This window comes from Shewanella decolorationis S12 (assembly GCF_000485795.1).
GTDB classification, from domain to species: Bacteria; Pseudomonadota; Gammaproteobacteria; order Enterobacterales; family Shewanellaceae; genus Shewanella; species Shewanella decolorationis.
Map to the genome: position 1 here is coordinate 1 of NZ_AXZL01000072.1, position 17,444 is coordinate 17,444.

Annotated in this window: 17 protein-coding genes and 3 tRNA genes; 13 read left to right on the top strand and 7 right to left on the bottom strand. The window is 45.5% G+C overall.

Annotation, left to right across the window (positions count from 1 at the left end):
- Nucleotides 1–694: 694 nt before the first annotated feature.
- Nucleotides 695–1,513 carry a CDP-diacylglycerol--serine O-phosphatidyltransferase gene (gene pssA, locus SHD_RS15115; protein ID WP_023267908.1) on the bottom strand — a complete coding sequence of 273 codons (819 nt, stop codon included), beginning with the start codon at nt 1,511–1,513 and terminating at the stop codon, nt 695–697.
- Between the two features lie 91 nt (nt 1,514–1,604).
- Between pssA and SHD_RS15120 the strand changes: the two genes are divergently transcribed.
- Entirely contained in the window at nt 1,605–2,069 is a 465-nt protein-coding gene (locus SHD_RS15120; protein ID WP_039978512.1) for a DUF4124 domain-containing protein, read from the top strand.
- 182 nt (nt 2,070–2,251) lie between these two features.
- On the opposite strand, the gene clpB is transcribed toward SHD_RS15120, so the two are convergent.
- From clpB to rluD, 3 genes are all read right to left on the bottom strand, one after another.
- On the bottom strand, nt 2,252–4,825 hold the full coding sequence (clpB, locus tag SHD_RS15125) for an ATP-dependent chaperone ClpB (protein WP_023267910.1): 2,574 nt from the start codon (nt 4,823–4,825) through the stop codon (nt 2,252–2,254).
- Nucleotides 4,826–4,942: 117 nt separating this feature from the next.
- Nucleotides 4,943–5,731, bottom strand: coding sequence for a peptidoglycan editing factor PgeF (gene pgeF, locus SHD_RS15130; RefSeq protein WP_023267911.1), 789 nt, complete (start codon nt 5,729–5,731; stop codon nt 4,943–4,945).
- Between the two features lie 3 nt (nt 5,732–5,734).
- A complete protein-coding gene (gene rluD, locus SHD_RS15135; protein ID WP_011623739.1) occupies nt 5,735–6,706 on the bottom strand; it encodes a 23S rRNA pseudouridine(1911/1915/1917) synthase RluD in 972 nt (323 codons plus the stop codon).
- A 122-nt stretch (nt 6,707–6,828) separates the two neighbouring features.
- On the opposite strand from rluD, the gene SHD_RS15140 reads away from it, so the two are divergent.
- From SHD_RS15140 to SHD_RS15165, 5 genes are all read left to right on the top strand, one after another.
- Nucleotides 6,829–7,590, top strand: a complete 762-nt coding sequence (locus SHD_RS15140) for an outer membrane protein assembly factor BamD (RefSeq protein ID WP_039978513.1) — start codon at nt 6,829–6,831, stop codon at nt 7,588–7,590.
- Nucleotides 7,591–7,809: 219 nt separating this feature from the next.
- Nucleotides 7,810–7,885, top strand: a tRNA-Phe gene (locus SHD_RS15150).
- A gap of 55 nt (nt 7,886–7,940) precedes the next feature.
- Nucleotides 7,941–8,027 (top strand) — tRNA-Leu (locus SHD_RS15155).
- A gap of 44 nt (nt 8,028–8,071) precedes the next feature.
- Nucleotides 8,072–8,158, top strand: a tRNA-Leu gene (locus tag SHD_RS15160).
- Between the two features lie 163 nt (nt 8,159–8,321).
- Nucleotides 8,322–9,947 carry a methyl-accepting chemotaxis protein gene (locus tag SHD_RS15165; protein WP_023267913.1) on the top strand — a complete coding sequence of 542 codons (1,626 nt, stop codon included), beginning with the start codon at nt 8,322–8,324 and terminating at the stop codon, nt 9,945–9,947.
- Nucleotides 9,948–10,288: 341 nt separating this feature from the next.
- Here SHD_RS15165 and SHD_RS15170 read toward each other — a convergent pair whose 3' ends face one another.
- Together SHD_RS15170 and SHD_RS15175 are read right to left on the bottom strand one after the other, a co-directional pair.
- Nucleotides 10,289–11,002, bottom strand: a complete 714-nt coding sequence (locus tag SHD_RS15170) for a pseudouridine synthase (RefSeq protein WP_023267914.1) — start codon at nt 11,000–11,002, stop codon at nt 10,289–10,291.
- A gap of 14 nt (nt 11,003–11,016) precedes the next feature.
- A complete protein-coding gene (locus SHD_RS15175; RefSeq protein ID WP_023267915.1) occupies nt 11,017–11,637 on the bottom strand; it encodes a helix-turn-helix transcriptional regulator in 621 nt (206 codons plus the stop codon).
- Between the two features lie 146 nt (nt 11,638–11,783).
- On the opposite strand from SHD_RS15175, the gene SHD_RS15180 reads away from it, so the two are divergent.
- The 3 genes from SHD_RS15180 (at nt 11,784) to SHD_RS15190 (ending at nt 13,480) form a co-directional block, all read left to right on the top strand.
- Nucleotides 11,784–12,398, top strand: a complete 615-nt coding sequence (locus SHD_RS15180) for an NADPH-dependent FMN reductase (RefSeq protein WP_023267916.1) — start codon at nt 11,784–11,786, stop codon at nt 12,396–12,398.
- Between the two features lie 50 nt (nt 12,399–12,448).
- Nucleotides 12,449–12,865, top strand: a complete 417-nt coding sequence (locus SHD_RS15185) for a VOC family protein (protein WP_023267917.1) — start codon at nt 12,449–12,451, stop codon at nt 12,863–12,865.
- A 144-nt stretch (nt 12,866–13,009) separates the two neighbouring features.
- Entirely contained in the window at nt 13,010–13,480 is a 471-nt protein-coding gene (locus SHD_RS15190) for a YcxB family protein (protein ID WP_023267918.1), read from the top strand.
- Between the two features lie 80 nt (nt 13,481–13,560).
- On the opposite strand, the gene SHD_RS15195 is transcribed toward SHD_RS15190, so the two are convergent.
- Complete coding sequence (locus tag SHD_RS15195) at nt 13,561–14,130, bottom strand: acetate uptake transporter (protein ID WP_011718002.1); 570 nt, start codon at nt 14,128–14,130, stop codon at nt 13,561–13,563.
- A gap of 733 nt (nt 14,131–14,863) precedes the next feature.
- On the opposite strand from SHD_RS15195, the gene SHD_RS15200 reads away from it, so the two are divergent.
- From SHD_RS15200 to SHD_RS15215, 4 genes are all read left to right on the top strand, one after another.
- On the top strand, nt 14,864–15,100 hold the full coding sequence (locus SHD_RS15200) for a hypothetical protein (protein WP_011718003.1): 237 nt from the start codon (nt 14,864–14,866) through the stop codon (nt 15,098–15,100).
- 347 nt (nt 15,101–15,447) lie between these two features.
- Entirely contained in the window at nt 15,448–16,311 is an 864-nt protein-coding gene (locus tag SHD_RS15205; protein ID WP_039978515.1) for a MipA/OmpV family protein, read from the top strand.
- A gap of 26 nt (nt 16,312–16,337) precedes the next feature.
- Nucleotides 16,338–16,730, top strand: coding sequence for a DUF3019 domain-containing protein (locus SHD_RS15210; RefSeq protein ID WP_161629215.1), 393 nt, complete (start codon nt 16,338–16,340; stop codon nt 16,728–16,730).
- Nucleotides 16,730–17,443, top strand: coding sequence for a winged helix-turn-helix domain-containing protein (locus SHD_RS15215; RefSeq protein ID WP_011718006.1), 714 nt, complete (start codon nt 16,730–16,732; stop codon nt 17,441–17,443). The genes SHD_RS15210 and SHD_RS15215 overlap by 1 nt, the downstream gene beginning before the upstream one ends.
- The last annotated feature ends 1 nt before the right edge of the window (nt 17,444 follow it).

Consider the following 17,444-nt stretch of genomic DNA (forward strand, 5'->3'; position numbering starts at 1 on the left):
AAGTTTTTTGTTTCCGAAGAAACGACTCAATGAATTCTGAATCGACTTAACTTAATAAGTCGTTGTACATATTGCTATGAACACTCATTCATCGATTTAATTCTTTGATTACTCGCCAAACGGCAGAGTAATTCCGATTAACTCAACACCTGTGAGTGTCCACACAGATTTCTTGTTTAGATTGTTAAAGAGCATTTGACCTCGGCTTTCGCGTTACCGCTCAGCGGGTCAGGGCTGCGTATTCTACGCATTTCCCGTGTCGCGTCAAGGCGTTTTTGCAAACTTCTTGTCGCTTTCGAATCAAGTGCACATTTTGCATTCGATTCGCACTGATACCGCGCTCGCTTTAGCTGTCTGCCGTGTCAGTGGATGCGCATTATAGGCAGCAGAACTTTTTGTGCAAGGGCTTTTTTAACAAATCACGTCAAGTGAGCAAATAACCAGCAAAACGGCAGGTATCGGATAAATATGCTGCAATCTTTGTCACTCGGGTTGATAAGTTTGGCATATGCAGCATGAATGTGCAGGAAATTCTATAGACTGAATAGCCTTAAGAAAGGAGGCTTTAAAACTTTTACATATATAGATGTATATATGTCGGATTAAGAAAACGGTTCAAGGGTAACGAATGGCAACTCTTGAACCGAAGAACCAACTCATGGAATAAAAGCTTGTGAATGTAATAACTGTCGGCCTAAGGATTATCCGCAGAATTTGTAGAACTCTTGGTGCCCTCTCCCGCGTCCAGCTCCTTTTCATGCTCTCCATCGCCAACAATGTGTGCCACTTTTAGTTTTCTCACGGTACGAATAGTGATCACTGGCCCCGAGATGGCATAGAGGTAAAAACCAATACAGAGAATTAATGCTGGTTGCACCGAAACCACCACAAACACGCCAACCACAAATAAGATAGCAATAAAATTCACTTTGCCGCGCCAGTCAATTTCCTTAAATGAGTGATAACGGAAATTACTCACCATTAATAATCCCGTGGTGGCCGTAATCAATCCGGCTATCCAACTGATATCCTTACCATCAAGGTTATATTGATTGCCAAGCCAAATGCTACCTGCAATGACGGCCGCTGCCGCAGGACTCGCTAAACCTTGAAAGTAACGCTTATCTGCCACGCCGACTTGAGTATTAAAACGAGCAAGCCTTAGTGCTGCGCCAGCACAATAGATAAATGCAGCGAGCCAACCGACCTTGCCTAAATCCGCAAGCGCCCAATTATAGGCGAGTAACGCGGGCGCCATACCAAAGGACACCATGTCTGCCATACTGTCATACTCGGCACCAAAGTCACTTTGCGTATTTGTTAACCTTGCAACTCTGCCGTCTAAGCCATCGCAAATCATGGCCACAAAAATCGCAATCGCAGCCGCTTCAAAGTTGGCATTCATAGAGGCAATCACAGCATAGAAACCGGAAAACAAGCCTGCGGTGGTGAATAAATTCGGCAGTAAATAGATACCTTTATTCTTTACTGTTTGATTCGAAGAATTTTGCATACACTTATAAAGCTATGAACTGAAATGGAAGTAGGCTTCAAGATAGCATATTTTACTCTCATGTCGATGATGCCCCTTAGGGATGATTTTTATGTTAAAAAAAGAAACGTTTAGCGCCATGCTTCTACGTATTGCATGCTTAATGATGCTCACTCAACCCGTATTGGCAGGCGTGATTTACACTTGGGTCGATGAGAATGGTGTCACCCATTACAGTCAGCAGCCACCGGGGCAGGACCACCCCAAAACGCAGCAACTTTATAGCGAAGATATCGAGCCAGGTAAGGTTGGCTATATCGCTCCCGTTAAAAATGAAGAGCCTCCTAAAATGTCTGAGCCCGAAAAATCGGCGGCGCTAATTAAAGCGCAAGACACTAAGCAAGCCGAAGCGATTTGTGAAAACGCAAAACATAATTTAGATGTGCTAACGACTCATACTAAACTCACCCGCCAAGCAGAAGGTAATAAAGAACCTGTCGCGATGACAGAAGAAGAACGCCAAGCGGCAATTAGCGAGAATCAGCAGCGGATAAAACTGTTTTGCGATAAGAAATAGCGCCTAGCATTTGTCATTGGTTGGACTGAAACCTTGATAATAACGCCACGCTATCGCTTGTCACTCTTTTAGGGTTATCGAACAATATATCTGTAGCATATAGATATAAAAAAACCGAAGTATTGGACTTCGGTTTTTTATTTAGGTTAAGCAGCATTTAGCACGTTAACCATCCGCGTAAATTATTGCTCGAATACCAACTCACCATCGGCGCAACTAACCTTGATAGGTTTGCCGGGCAGTAAATCGCCACGCAGTAGTTTTTGCGCTAATGGGTTTTCCATCTCCTGCTGCAAGGCACGTTTCAGCGGTCTTGCGCCATAAACTGGGTCGAAACCAATTTCGGCGATTAACGATAATGCCTCGTCGGTGATCTCCAGCGTATAGTCTTTCTCTGCCAAACGCTTACGCAATGAAGCAATTTGGATAGAAGCAATATGCTTGATATTTTCCGCATCCAAGGGATGGAATACCACAGACTCGTCGATCCGGTTTAAAAACTCGGGTCTAAAGCTATGGGTTACCACATTCATCACCGCGCTCTTCATTTCGCTGTAACTTAGGTGACCAAATCCTTCTTGGATAATGTCAGAGCCTAAGTTTGAGGTCATGATGATCACCGTATTTCTAAAGTCGACGGTACGACCTTGACCATCGGTTAAGCGGCCATCATCCAGCACCTGCAGCAAAATGTTGAACACGTCTGGGTGAGCCTTTTCCACCTCATCGAGCAAAATCACCGAATAAGGCTTACGACGCACCGCTTCAGTTAAGTAACCGCCCTCTTCATAGCCGACATAGCCTGGAGGCGCCCCAACTAAACGGGAAACTGCGTGTTTCTCCATAAATTCAGACATGTCGATGCGCACTAAGGCCGATTCCGTATCGAAGAGGAACTTAGCCAACGACTTACACAGCTCAGTTTTACCCACACCGGTTGGTCCTAAGAACAGGAACGAACCAATAGGACGATTCGGATCGGCAAGCCCTGCGCGGCTACGGCGAATCGCATTGGCGACCGCATCCACGGCTTCGTTTTGGCCAATTACCCGCTCATGCAGTGCCACTTCCATTTGCAACAGCTTTTCACGCTCGCCTTCAAGCATCTTAGAAACCGGAATCCCCGTCGCCTTTGATAGCACTTCGGCGATTTCTAAGTCAGTGACTTTATTGCGTAGCAACGTCATATCCTGCATTTCGGCTTGCGATGCTAAGTCCAGTTGCTTTTCAAGCTCTGGAATACGGCCATATTGCAGCTCGGACATACGGGTTAGATCGCCCGCGCGGCGCGCCACTTCTAAATCCATCCGCGCTTGTTCAAGATCGGCTTTAATATGCTGAGTCCCTGCTAGCGCTGCTTTTTCGGTACGCCATATTTCGTTAAGCTCCGACGCCTTAGCCTCAACCTCATGCAACTCGACGCGTAAATGGTCGAGTCGACGGCGGCTCGCCTCATCGTTTTCTTTGGCTAATGCCTGCTCTTCCAGTTTCAACTGGATAGCACGACGCTCCAATCTGTCGAGGGATTCAGGCTTAGAATCCATCTGCATACGGATGCTCGATGCCGCCTCGTCAATCAAGTCGATGGCTTTATCGGGTAATTTACGGTCTGACACATAGCGGTGCGACATAGTTGCCGCCGCTACAATAGCCGGATCGGTAATTTCCACATGGTGATGCAGCTCGTAACGCTCTTTGAGACCACGCAAAATCGCGATGGTATCTTCAACGCTAGGCTCATCCACTAATACTTTTTGGAAGCGGCGCTCAAGGGCGGCATCCTTTTCAATATATTGACGATATTCGTCGAGAGTGGTCGCACCCACACAATGAAGATCGCCACGGGCCAACGCAGGCTTTAACATATTGCCCGCATCCATGGCGCCGTCGCCTTTACCCGCGCCCACCATAGTGTGCAGCTCGTCGATAAAGAGGATCACTTGGCCTTCTTCCTGCGCCAGCTCGTTAAGCACTGCTTTTAAACGCTCTTCAAACTCGCCACGATATTTAGCGCCCGCAATCAGTGCGCCCATGTCTAAGGATAAAACGCGTTTATTTTTAATCCCTTCAGGCACTTCACCGTTCACAATTCGCTGTGCGAGGCCTTCAACAATCGCGGTTTTACCCACGCCTGGTTCACCAATCAGCACAGGGTTGTTTTTACTACGACGTTGCAACACTTGAATGGTGCGGCGGATTTCATCGTCACGGCCAATCACAGGGTCGAGTTTGCCCTGCTCGGCACGCTCGGTGAGATCAACGGTAAATTTTTTAAGCGCTTGGCGTTGGTCTTCCGCGTTAGGATCATCCACATTTTGACCACCGCGCACTTGCTCAATGGTTTGCTCGAGCAGCTCTTTGGTGGCGCCGGATTTCTTTAAGCATTGTGCTAAGGCATCGCTGCCTTCGAGTGCCGCTAAGACAAACAACTCACTGGAGATATATTTATCTTTGCGCTTTTGCGCCAACTTGTCGCACAGGTTTAATAGGCGAATTAAACCTTGGGATAATTGCACATCGCCGCCAGTCCCTTCAACTTGGGGAAGACGCTCAAGCTCTTGGCTCAAGAGCGAGCGCAGCGCACTCACCCGAATGCCTGCTTGGGTTAATAAAGGATGGATAGAACCAGAATCCTGGTTGAGCAGCGCCATCATCAAATGTAACGGTTCGATAAACTGATGATCACGCCCGAGCGCGAGCGACTGGGCATCTGAGATGGCAAGCTGAAATTTATTGGTCATACGATCGAGTCGCATACAGCCTCCTAAAACTCACAAATGAGGTATAACATTTTGTTAGTTAAAAGATGGGGGCTATTTAACCGATTTCAAGCAAGACGGCGGGAAATTAATACAATTTGTAGGGGAATAAACCTAAGACTTAAGCCAGATCAATGACGCCATGCGGCCAGTAATTTTATCGCGGCGATAAGAAAAATAATCAGGGCTAGAGACGGTGCAAATATCGGCGCTGTAAACCTGAGTAATGCCAAGTTGCTTTAAGCGTAATTTGGCTAATCCGATAATATCGGCGAGGTATTTGTCCGGCTTAGTTGCCTGATATTGAGCAACAAAACAGTTTGCGGCGTTAGGATCTGTTGCAATAAAGGCTGCGCGCACCTCGGCGCCAACCTCAAAAGTCGTAGGCCCAATGGCTGGCCCTAAATAGGCAATCAGCTCACTCGGCTCAGAGGCAAATTTTGCCACACTCGCCTCAATCACCCCATCACAGAGTCCGCGCCAGCCAGCATGGGCAGCGGCGACCTCTGTACCTTGCTGGTTGCACAGAAGTACTGGCAAACAGTCGGCGGTCATCACCACACAAACCCGCCCAGCGAGATTGCTATAACTGGCATCGGCCACCAAAGGTGGCGTATCTTGCGCGGCTACACTCTCTGATTGAGCTTCTTGGGCAAGATTGATTGGGGCGATATCGGCTAAATCAACCACCTGAGTGCCATGGACTTGCTCCAACCACACAGGCTCAGTCGCAAGCCCTAGCAGTTTTGCCAAAATGCCACGATTAGCCAATACCTGCTGCGGCGCATCCCCCACATGCAGCCCTAAGTTCAGGCTGTCGTAAGGCGCGAGACTCACACCGCCGTGGCGGTCTGTGATCGCAATTGCCACATTATCCGGTACAGGCCAATCGTGAAGCAGCATAGCTTAGTACTCGACTGGGTGTTCTAAGGTGTCTTGACGCAGCGCTTTGGTCAGAATCACCATGTCTTCAGGGATAGGCGCGGTCCAGCTCATGATTTCACAAGTCACAGGATGCGCTAACTCTAGACGCACCGCATGCAGTGCTTGGCGTTTAAAGTTTTTCAGGATCTCGAAAAACTCAGGACTTGCAGCCTTGGGTGGTTTTGGACGGCCGCCATAAACAGGATCGCCCACCAACACATGGCCAATATATGCCATATGCACGCGGATTTGGTGAGTACGGCCCGATTCTAAACGCAATCTTAAACGGGTGTGATTACGGAATTTTTCCGCCACACGGTAATGGGTCACCGCAGGTTTACCCGAATGATGCACCGCCATATGGGTACGTTTTGTCGGATGACGACCAATAGGCTCATCGACAGTACCGCCCGCCGTCATAGTACCGAGGACAATCGCCTCATACTCACGGGTGATTTCACGGGCTTGCAATGCAGCCACTAAATGGGTTTGGGCTTCAACCGTTTTGGCCACAACCATCAAACCCGTGGTGTCTTTATCCAAACGATGCACAATACCCGCACGTGGCACGTGCTCGATATTAGGGCAATGGTGCAACAATGCGTTCATCAAAGTACCGTCGGCATTGCCTGCACCGGGGTGAACCACTAAGCCCGCTTGTTTATTGATCACTAAAATATCGTCGTCTTCATAGACAATATCCAGCTCAATGGCTTGCGCGGCCGCATGCACTTCTTCTTCAAGCGTGGCATTAATTTCAATGCGCTGCAGCTCGAATACCTTTTCGCGCGGCTTGTTTACCATCACACCATCAACATAGACTGCATCAGATAGGATCCATTCCTTGATGCGCGTGCGCGAGTAATCTGGGAACAACTCAGCCAGTGCTTGATCCAATCTCAGGCCAGTTTGTGTTGCCGAAATCTCGCTTTTTAGATTAATCTCTTGTGTCATAGGAACCGTATCCCCATTTTGGGGTCAAAAAATGTGTGCTATCTGTTACAATCGAATGCTTTCTATTTTATCGTGAAATGGAAAAATTCTTAACTACAACTTATAAAGAATTGAATTCAAGTATGTATAAATTCTCCAAAGGCTTAACCTTAGTCCTATTTTCGCTAGCGTTATCAGCCTGTAGCAGCAGTCCTGAAGATAACGATATTGCCGCCAAAACCTCACCTGATGTGCTCTATTCTCAGGCAAGAACCTCCATGGAACTTGGCAATTACTCTAAAGCCGTCCGTTCATTGGAAGCGTTAGACTCACGCTTTCCCTTCGGACCACATAAAACTCAGGTTCAGTTAGATCTGATTTATGCCTATTACAAAATGGACGATGTTGCCTCTGGCATTGCCAACATTGACAGATTCATCCGTTTAAACCCAACCCATCCCAATATCGACTATGTCTACTATATGCGTGGACTCGTCAATATGCAGGCTGACAGCTATCTGTTCCACGATATGTTGAATATCGATAGAACCGACCGCGATCCTAAAAATGCCCAAGATGCCTTTAAGGATTTTGATCGTTTAATCAAAACCTATCCCAACAGCAAATATGCTGCTGATGCGCAAAAACGCATGTTGTCGCTGAAAAACCGTCTAGCAAAATATTCCATTCAAGTTGCTGAGTATTATATCAAAATGAACGCTTGGAGTGCTGCGGCCGTCCGTGCTCAATCTGTGTTGGAAACATATCCCGGCACTCCTTCAACGGAACGTGCACTGGAGATTATGGCAGAAGCTTATGGCGAGTTAGGTCAGAACCAACTGAAGCAAAACGTGCTCATGGTAATGCAAGCTAACTTCCCAAACAACGAAATCTTATCGAACTAAGCGTAAATGCCCCTTTATAAGGGGCATTTTTTTATCTTAAGTTCACCGTTTGATGCCCCTTCCCTTTTAGGTTCTGCAGCGCGCCAAGTTCCTTTTCATATGGGCAAGAGTCAATAAATACGCTATTCGTGTAAAACTTATCCAACCGCACTACTTTTTGCATTATTTCGTAAAAATCAGTTGACTCAAAAGCCGAAAAGCCTTTAAATTGCGCCCGTCGCCCGAATAGCTCAGTCGGTAGAGCAGAGGATTGAAAATCCTCGTGTCCCTGGTTCGATTCCGGGTTCGGGCACCATCTTTAAATTGGTTGCCTTAGCGACCAGTATTAAAGAATCGCAATAAAGTACAGTGCAGGTGTGGTGGAATTGGTAGACACGCTAGCTTCAGGTGCTAGTGCCCTTGCGGGCGTGGAGGTTCAAGTCCTCTCACCTGTACCAAATTGCGATTCAAATTAACATTCGACACAATGTCGGATACCAATGCAGATGTGGTGGAATTGGTAGACACGCTAGCTTCAGGTGCTAGTGCCCTTGCGGGCGTGGAGGTTCAAGTCCTCTCATCTGTACCAACATTTAAACCTCGCTTAGCGAGGTTTTTTTGTATCTGGAATTTAATTTTCTTAAACAACCTACCTCTTTTAGCATCTTTGCTATAACTATTCATACAGACTCATCATAAGGATAGCTCGAGCTCTGCCTTAAGGACTCCCTTGGTACACTGAGGAAATCCATATGAATGGTCTTCAAATAAAGCAAAAGATGTTCATCGGCATACTTGTGCCACTTATGATGCTGCTCGTTATTGGTTTTATCGCCATCAATATGATGGGAAAAATCGAATACGGCGTCGAACGTATCTATAACGACAGAGTTGTTCCTTTAGATGATCTTAAAGTCATTGCAGATAAATACGCTGTCGATGTGATTGATGCAATTAATAAGGCTAATGCGGGAGGCTTTACCGCTTCACAGGCAATCACAGCCCTTCAAAGTGCAAAATCCACAGTTAATCAACGCTGGCAGAAATATCTCGCGACCGATCTCACTAAGGAAGAATCGCAACTCGCCAACCAAGCCGAGTTTTTATTTACGCCAGCTAATGAGCAAATTGATCAGTTAGTTACGTTTTTAAAAGGAGTGAATGGTGGGACAGCCCATCAACTCAATGACAAAATATTGCCTCTTTACCAAGCAATAGATCCGATCAGTGGCAAAATATCAGAACTTATCGATCTACAAATCACCATTGCCGGCCATGAAAAAGAAGCTGCAAACGAAATCTATCGCTCCTCAATTGCTATCTTTGCCACCCTTGCAGGCTTGGCAATGCTTATCAGTATAGTAATTGGGCTTTGGGTCAATCGCAGTGTGATGAATCCAATCAATGATATTGTTCGTAATCTTAAAACAATTCGTGAAGACTCAGATCTGACCGTTAAGTTTCGCACTTTTAATAATGATGAACTTGGGCTTATTTCATCAAGCCTAACTCAAGTTATTGAGCATTTGCGGGGCATTTTGCACTCAATTGCTGAAGCCGCAAACACAGTGAATAGCTCAGCCACTGAACTCAACAGTTTTACTCAAGAAACCAATAAGCGCATGCAGCAACAGCAGGCCGAAACGGAACAAACTGCCACTGCAATGAATGAGATGACTGCAACTGTTGCAGAAGTGGCTCAAAGCACTTCTGCCGCAGCCGATTCAGCCAGAGATGCCGATACCTATGCGGCAAATGGTAACCGTATTGTTATGGACTCAATTAGCAGTATGTCGCAGCTTTCTGAACAAATTCAAAAAACAGCTCAAGTGATAGGTTTCTTATCCAATGAAAGTCAAAACATTGGCCGGGTGTTAGATGTAATCAAAAGCATTGCCGAGCAAACCAATCTACTGGCATTAAATGCGGCGATTGAAGCTGCCCGCGCGGGTGAGCAAGGCCGTGGCTTTGCCGTTGTTGCCGACGAAGTCAGGACATTAGCGCAGCGCACCCAAAAATCGACCCAAGAAATCGAAGCGATGATTGCCACCTTGCAACAAGGTGTAAAAGAAGCGGTGAATGCAATGGAAGTAGGTATTAATCAAGTTGATGATGCTAACAATAAAGCCAATCAAGCTGGGCAAGCCTTAAAAGAAATTGTGACTTCCGTGGATAACATTGCTGAACTCAACACTCATATAGCAACCGCGGCCGAAGAGCAAAGCAGTGTAGCCGAGAGCATCAACCGCAGCATTATCGCCATTAGCGATATTGCGGATTACTCTACGCGCTCGGCCCTTGATCTAAGTGACTCTGTACTCAATTTAACCAAATTGGCTAACAGTATGCGAAATCAAGTAAGTGCATTTAAGCTTTAATCCAAACAACGGCATGCAGCTCTGCATGCCGTTTAAATCCAGTCAAATTAACGTGGGACTGTCGAAATTTCAGGATTAATGTCACAGTAATAAGGCAGGTGTTTATCCAAGTGCACAGTTAGTCACAACATAAATAGGCTATGACGCAGTAGTAAACTCAGCCAAATGCTGCCCGAAGGGTTCGTCTGGCAAGCCCTAATGATTTTGATTTGAGTAGAGTGACATCATTTTTCGTTTCGCGAGTATCTGCTTGCCTAAACGAACAACATTGAATCTCTAAACGTCAGCGCGACATCATGAGTAAAGAATATAATAATCCGATTTAGTCATTTGACTTACAATCATCTCTGCCCAATGGACGCCACTTCCTGCGCAGTTAACGTGCGACTCTCACCCGGCTTTAAGCCTTCATCCAGGGTAATCTCACCGATAGAAAGTCGATGCAATCCCACCACAGGATTACGGAACCGACCAAACATCCGTTTGATTTGATGATACTTTCCTTCCCTTAGCGTGACTTCTGCAATATGAGTGTCGAGGATAGTCAGCTTTGCTGGCTGTGTAGTGATATCTTCAAAGCCAAAATACATCCCTTGGGCGAATGCCGCGATATACTCCTCGTTCAAAGGATTCGATAGGGTCACCCGATACACTTTGTCCACCTTTTGGTCGGGTGACATGAGCGCCTCGGACCAACGGCTATCATTGGTTAGCAGCAATAAACCCGAGGAGTTTAAATCTAATCGCCCAGCAATATGCAGCTCATGGCGAGCATCACCGTCGAGTAAATCAATCACTGTTCGATGCTCTGTGTCTTTGGTGGCACTCACTACGCCAACAGGCTTGTGCAGCATTAGATAAACGGGCTTATTGGCCTGTAAGACTTGCCCATCAAACACTATATGGGAAAATTCATCCACCAGCAGATCGAGCGCTTTTGCAGGCGCGCCATCCACATACACTCGATCCGCCAGCAAGAGTTCTCGCACGGCTTTACGATGAATTTGCAGCTTAACGGCAAGGTATCTGTCGAGACGACCACGTTTTGATTGCATAACCCCACCCAGCGCTAAGATAAAGATGCAATGCGATAGGCGCAGCGACGGGCGCCGTCGATGATATGCTCTTCACGGCTCACAGTGGCGATATCGGCAAATAATTGCTGGAACTGTTGCAGTTCGGAGCGGCAAAAGTTTTGGCACTTAGTTGCTGCGCTGCAAATTGGGCAGTGATTCTCAAGCAACCAGAACACTCCATCGGCTTGTTCCTGCGTCGCCATATAGCCTTCGAGGGTACGCAGTTCCACCAGTTTCGTTAAACGACTGGCTATATCCGTCATGCCTTGCATCGCACTGCGATACTGCTGCAAGGCCGTTTGCTCCCTATGCTCAATCAGTTTATCTAGGCCTTGATCGCCAAATATCATTTTAACGGAATCAATCAATTGCAAACTAAGCTCACTGTGACGATCGGCAAAGTGAGTCCGACTCTGCTCCGTTAATCCCCAATATCGGGTTGGGCGTCCACGGCCTTCGACTCTATCTTCAATATCGACATCACCCGCATCCTCTAAGGCCTGCAAATGCTGCCGAACCCCCATAGTCGTCAGGGCGAGCTCTTCCGCTAGGGTCTTTGCAGTTAAAGGACCGTGCAACTTGAGTAATTGAATAATCTTATCAGTGGTTTTCATATGCGCTCTCCGCTCTTCACCTCGCATTATCCCTCAATCGCCCACCTTTTAACAGAATAAATAAAGTTTTTTATTTATTTTATCCTTTACAAGATTAAATAAAGTAATTACCTTATAAATAATTTATAAACAAATAGGTTTACATAATGAACTTACTCATCATCAGCAGCAGCCAAAGAGCCCACTCACAAAGTGCTAAAGTCGCGCGATACATAGCCGAAACCAGTTTTTTATCACCCCATAGTGTTGGTTACGACGCTATCCATCACTTAGAGCTTTGCCAGTTTAATCTGCCATTTTGGGACGGTGAAGAAGACAACAAGGGCGAGCATTGGCCTGAGATTGAACAAAGAGTAGATGCTGCGGATGCCCTGGTTTTGATTACGCCCGAATGGGGAGGAATGGCCTCGCCACTGCTTAAAAACTTCCTATTGATGTGTAGCCGTCAGGAAACTGCCCATAAGCCAGTGTTGTTGATTTCAGTTTGCAGCGGCATTAGCGGCGCCTACCCCATTGTGGAAGTCAAAATGAATGCACTCAAAAACAATAAATTAGTGCCGATTCCCGATCATTTGATCATCCGTAATGTCGAGAATGTACTCAACGCTACGCCCCAAGGAACGCGGGATATCGACCTCAGGGAAAGAGTGCAATACAGCCTGTTTATGTTGCATCAATATGCCCAAGCGTTAGCGCCGATACGCCAACGCCATATTCATCAACCCTATCCCAAGCAGCAGGAATACTGCTACGGTATGTAAGCAGCTTGGATGTTTATCACTCTGACTAAAATCATTACAAGGAACGCATTATGATCTATTTAGAACACATCAACCTAGTCGTTGACGACATCCCTAAAGCACTCACTTTTTATCAAGCAGCCTTCCCCCATTGGCGCGTCCGTGGCGGAGATAAAGGGACTTGGTACGGCAAGCCCCGCAATTGGATCCACTTTGGTGATGATTATCAGTACATTGCCTTTAGCGATAACGGTGAGGGCGAAAACCGCGACTTAACGGGCCATCAAATTGGCTTAGCCCATTTTGCCTTTGTGGTGAGTGATTTAGATGCCGTGATAGCAAGACTAACCCAAGCCGGTTTTCCGATAGCCAAAGACGGCATGGAAGATCCTTTCCGGCGCAATATCTACTTCTTCGATGCCCATGGCTTTGAGGTCGAGTTTGTAGAGTATCTCAGCGATCTGCCCAACGAACGCAATCGTTATTAAGCCATAAGGTTATTGGCGACGGGATACATAACCCCAGTATTCCGCGCCAGTTCTTCCGATCGATACAAGCCTAAAAATCGTTACATTGACAGGCTAAATCGCTAAACTAACGCACAATCAGGCTTTCCAATATTAGATAACTCGATGACAACACCTTATTGTTATTCCACTACTTATATCTTAGATAAAGCGCATTTTGACGAGTGTTATACCCAGTCAGTTAAACCCGATCCCACGCTCAAACCTTACTATAAGGCCATGGGGTTTGGACTCATTGGTATTGCACTGATTTTTGCGGATGTCAGCCTCTATCTGGCCTATTTCTTTGTCGGGCTCGGGGTGATTGAAGCGTTAAATGTGAAATACAACAAAGCCTGGTGGTTGATGCGGCAGATGATGAGTAAGGCCGCCAATAATGAAGTCACACTGATTGTCGATGAGCAAGGGATTAGCACCCAATCGCAATATGTTAAAAGCCAAATCCTTTGGACGGATATTTACCGTATTGTGCCAACGGAAAAGGGGTTTCTGATCACCCATAAAACCGGCACCAGTTATCTGTCGAATCGCAGTTTAGATGAGGCCTGTTGCGCGTTTATTAAGGCAAAAATCTAACCTAACCGCACAGGCTTTCAAAAACAATAAGGCTGAATCATTCAGCCTTATTGTTAAATACTCAACATCAATAATGACGCTTAAGCCTTTGCTTTTAACTCACCAATCGGCAAAATTGTGCGGCCATATTCATTGTTGAGCACTTGTGCCATCGCAAAGTAAATCGCACTCGCGCCACAGATAATCCCTTCAAAACCCGCAATAGTGCCAATCAAGGCGCTGCCAGTGAAATCTCTTGCCGCCAACAGGAAGAACAAAATCGTGAGCGAGGCAAACACAAACTGTTTCGCTCTCGGGTAGCGTAGCGAACCGACGAACATAAAAGCAGTAAAGATCCCCCACAGGGTTAAATACCATCCCATAAAGTGGGTTGGGCTCGCCGCAATTCCGGCATTAGGCATTAAAATCAGTCCGACTAAGGTTAGCCAAAATAAACCGTAGGAGGTAAATGCGGTTGTCCCAAAGGTATCACCCCGCATAAAACACATAATGCCGACAATGATTTGGCCGAGTCCGCCATAGAAAATGCCCATCGCTAAGATCATTGCATCAATCGGAAAATAGCCCGCATTGTGAATGTTCAGCAGGATAGTCGTCATACCAAAGCCCATTAAGCCTAATGGAGCAGGATTCGCCAGTTTTGTCGACACAGGAAGTCCCCAAAATAAATACGTTAATATGAATATCTAGAAACAGGCTAGATACTTATCGTTTTATAAAAAGCGGCGAATTTTAGATAACAACCAACCTGAGTACAACCAAAACGTTAATATCATTTAAAAAAGAAATATATACTATATAAATCAAAATCTTAATAAAAATAAATAATAACAAAACATGATGTTCAAAAATTAACCTTATAAGATTCAAATAGCTACAAAATAACAATATAAAAAGTGCTGTAAATCAGATTTAGCGCGGAATTTTGCTAAAGTTCAAACTTCCGATTTCTTCAACCAAAAAAGCTGTTATTCGTTATAGGGTTAAAGCCTTAAAAATATTAACTTCATCCAATAATTCTAGCAAAGTTGATATAAGTCTAACTTTAGACAAATTCATAACATTTACAGGCTTTAGACGATGAAACTAAAGATCTTTTAGAGAGTCTTAATGGAAGATGCCTGACCTTAGCGGAATAACTTAAATGCAATACTGTGCAGATCCCTCTGCCTTGACAAGGCGGGCGATCACATCAGCATTCAACGTCCAGAAAGCCGAAGATAAAACCGCCAAGTATTGCTGACAAAAATAACTCACCAAATTAGCGAAAAATTATTTATATCTAAAAAATAATAGCAGTGATAGATTGCTATCTGTTGACACAGCGGCATGATGGGAAACCAGTTAGGCTGTTGTTAACTATCAATAACTAAAGGAAATAAAATGAAAACCTTATCAGCTGTTATCACACTGTCGGCACTAATGAGTTTCGCAACCTTTGCCGATGAATCGACACTTCCTCCTGCCCCAGCAAATGATATCGCCCAACTGACTGAAGTGTGCCAACAAATGGCCTCGGAAGATCAGGTCGAAAATGCCGAGCTTAAACAATATGTGCTCGACTGCGTGAATGACCAACTGACAGAAATGGGTTATCAAACCGTCAAAGAGCTTAACTGATCGATTTTTTACTTCCTTTAGCCTATGGCTCCATGGGGTTTTAGCTCACACTATCTATGCCATTCAAATCTTGAATGGCATTTTTATCCGTCACAACAAAGTCATTAACCACAAACACCTAAAGCCACAACATATAAAACACAAAAATCAAACTCCGTTAAAAGTGTTAAGCAACGGCATTTAAAATTTTTATTTTGTCTTTCAACTGATTGCGTAATCTACATATCAGCTATTTATATGATATCTGTATCATTTTGCATCCCTTCAGGTGAAAGCACTGTGGATTTAAGCATAAAATGCTAATCTGTTGACCATTACCGACCGACATTACATCTGAACGCAAAATCATGTATCGAACACTGTTTATCTTACTCGCCGCACTTAGCCTACCTTCAATAGGAATGGCGAAGGAGCCGTGCGTCACTAAAGATGAATGCATTGAAATGCGTAACTGGGATTTAGGGGTGGCGATCGGCTGGGGGCAAAAGACGAATCCATTGCGGGATTTTGATGATATCCCGGTCTTCTTTATTCCCACCGTAGCCTACTATGGTGAGCATTGGTTTTTTGATAATGGCAACTTGGGCTACAGTTTAACCGAGCAGAAGTACTTCAGCTTAAACTTAGTCACCAGTTATAGCTTAGATAGAGCCTACTTTTACCGTTGGGATCCGTCCAATATCTTCCTAAAACGCAGTTCACAGGAAGAAGCCAGACTTCTCTCAGCCAATACAGCCCTTAGCAGTGAGCCGGACCCAGTATTTAACTCCTTAGAATCGCGAAATTTTACCATGCTTGGCGGCGTCGAAGCCTTTATTTATAGCCCTCTAGGAGTAGTGAGATTAGCCTATACCCATGATATGTTTAATGTACACCAAGGTTCTGAAGCACAAATCAAATGGACCTATGGCTGGCACCTAACACGCTGGGTGATGGATATGTCACTCGTATTCGATTGGAAAAGTACCAATGTGGTCGGTTACTACTATGGCGTTCGCCCGAGTGAAAATGATTATTGGAGCAAGCATTATCATGCAGATGCAGGTTGGAACAAAGGGATAGAAATGACAGCCCGTTATATTTTAACTGATAACTGGGATCTGCTGTTTGCGTTCCGCTACACACAACTTGCAGATGAAATTGCCGCCAGTCCCTTGCTCGATCAAGACTATAGCAGCACATATTTTATTGGCGCAGCGTATAGGTTCTGATACTAGTGACTCCTCTTCGTATTAGGATGCTGTGCGTATTGGGCCTAAGCGTTAGCTTGATGGGGCCCCGTAATGCACTTGCTGCATCTAATGAAGAGTCAACCTTAAAACTCACCCCCGAAATCTGTATCACTGGGGATGAAAACCAAGCCTGTGAGATCCGTATTGAATTACAGTGGCGACTCGCCAAGAACGAGCTAGTCTGTATTTTGTCCGATAACAATGCCTACCCTAAATGGTGCAGCGAGTCTCCTGAGCAACATGAAATTACGATGAATGTCAGTACATTAAGTGACATTCACTTTGTTTTAGTCAGTAAAGAAACCAATCAAACACTGGCTGGAGCCAAATTAAAAATTACGTCAACCTCGCAACCTCAGGTGCGCAGACGTTACCGTAACCCTTGGAGTTTATTTTAATGACGAATCCACAATCACCCCACAGAGTGTTATTGGTTGAAGACGATGTCCGTCTTGCGAATTTAATTGTAGATTATTTGAAATCACACGGTATGCACGTTGAAGTCGAGCGCCGCGGTGACACAGTCTTAACCCGCTTAATCAACTACAAGCCCGATATCATACTGCTAGACATTATGTTGCCAGGCCTAGATGGCCTTAGCCTGTGTGAAAAGCTGCCCGATTACTTTGCAGGCCCTATACTGCTGATGAGTGCCCTTGGGTCGAGCGAAGATCAGATCAAAGGCTTAGAACTCGGTGCCGACGACTATGTGGTGAAACCCGTCGACCCTGCGCTGCTGGTTGCCCGTATCAACAACCTATTGCGCCGCCAAAACCAACCGCCGCAGGCCGAATCCCACTGCTTGACCTTTGGTAAGCTGAGTATCGATCCCCATACTCATGCTATCCGCCTCGACAATAAAGAAGTCGACCTCACCAGCCATGAGTTTGAACTCCTCTGGTTACTGGCCTCGCAGGCGGGACAAGTGCTGAGCCGTCAGTACATCTATCAATTACTGCTTAACATAGATTTTGATGGTAAAGACAGAAAGATAGATGTGCGCATTTCAAGGCTGCGTAAAAAGCTCAACGACAATATTGAGACCCCTTTCAGAATTAAAACCGTCTGGGGACAGGGCTACCTCTTCGCCCCTGAGGCTTGGAACAACTAAG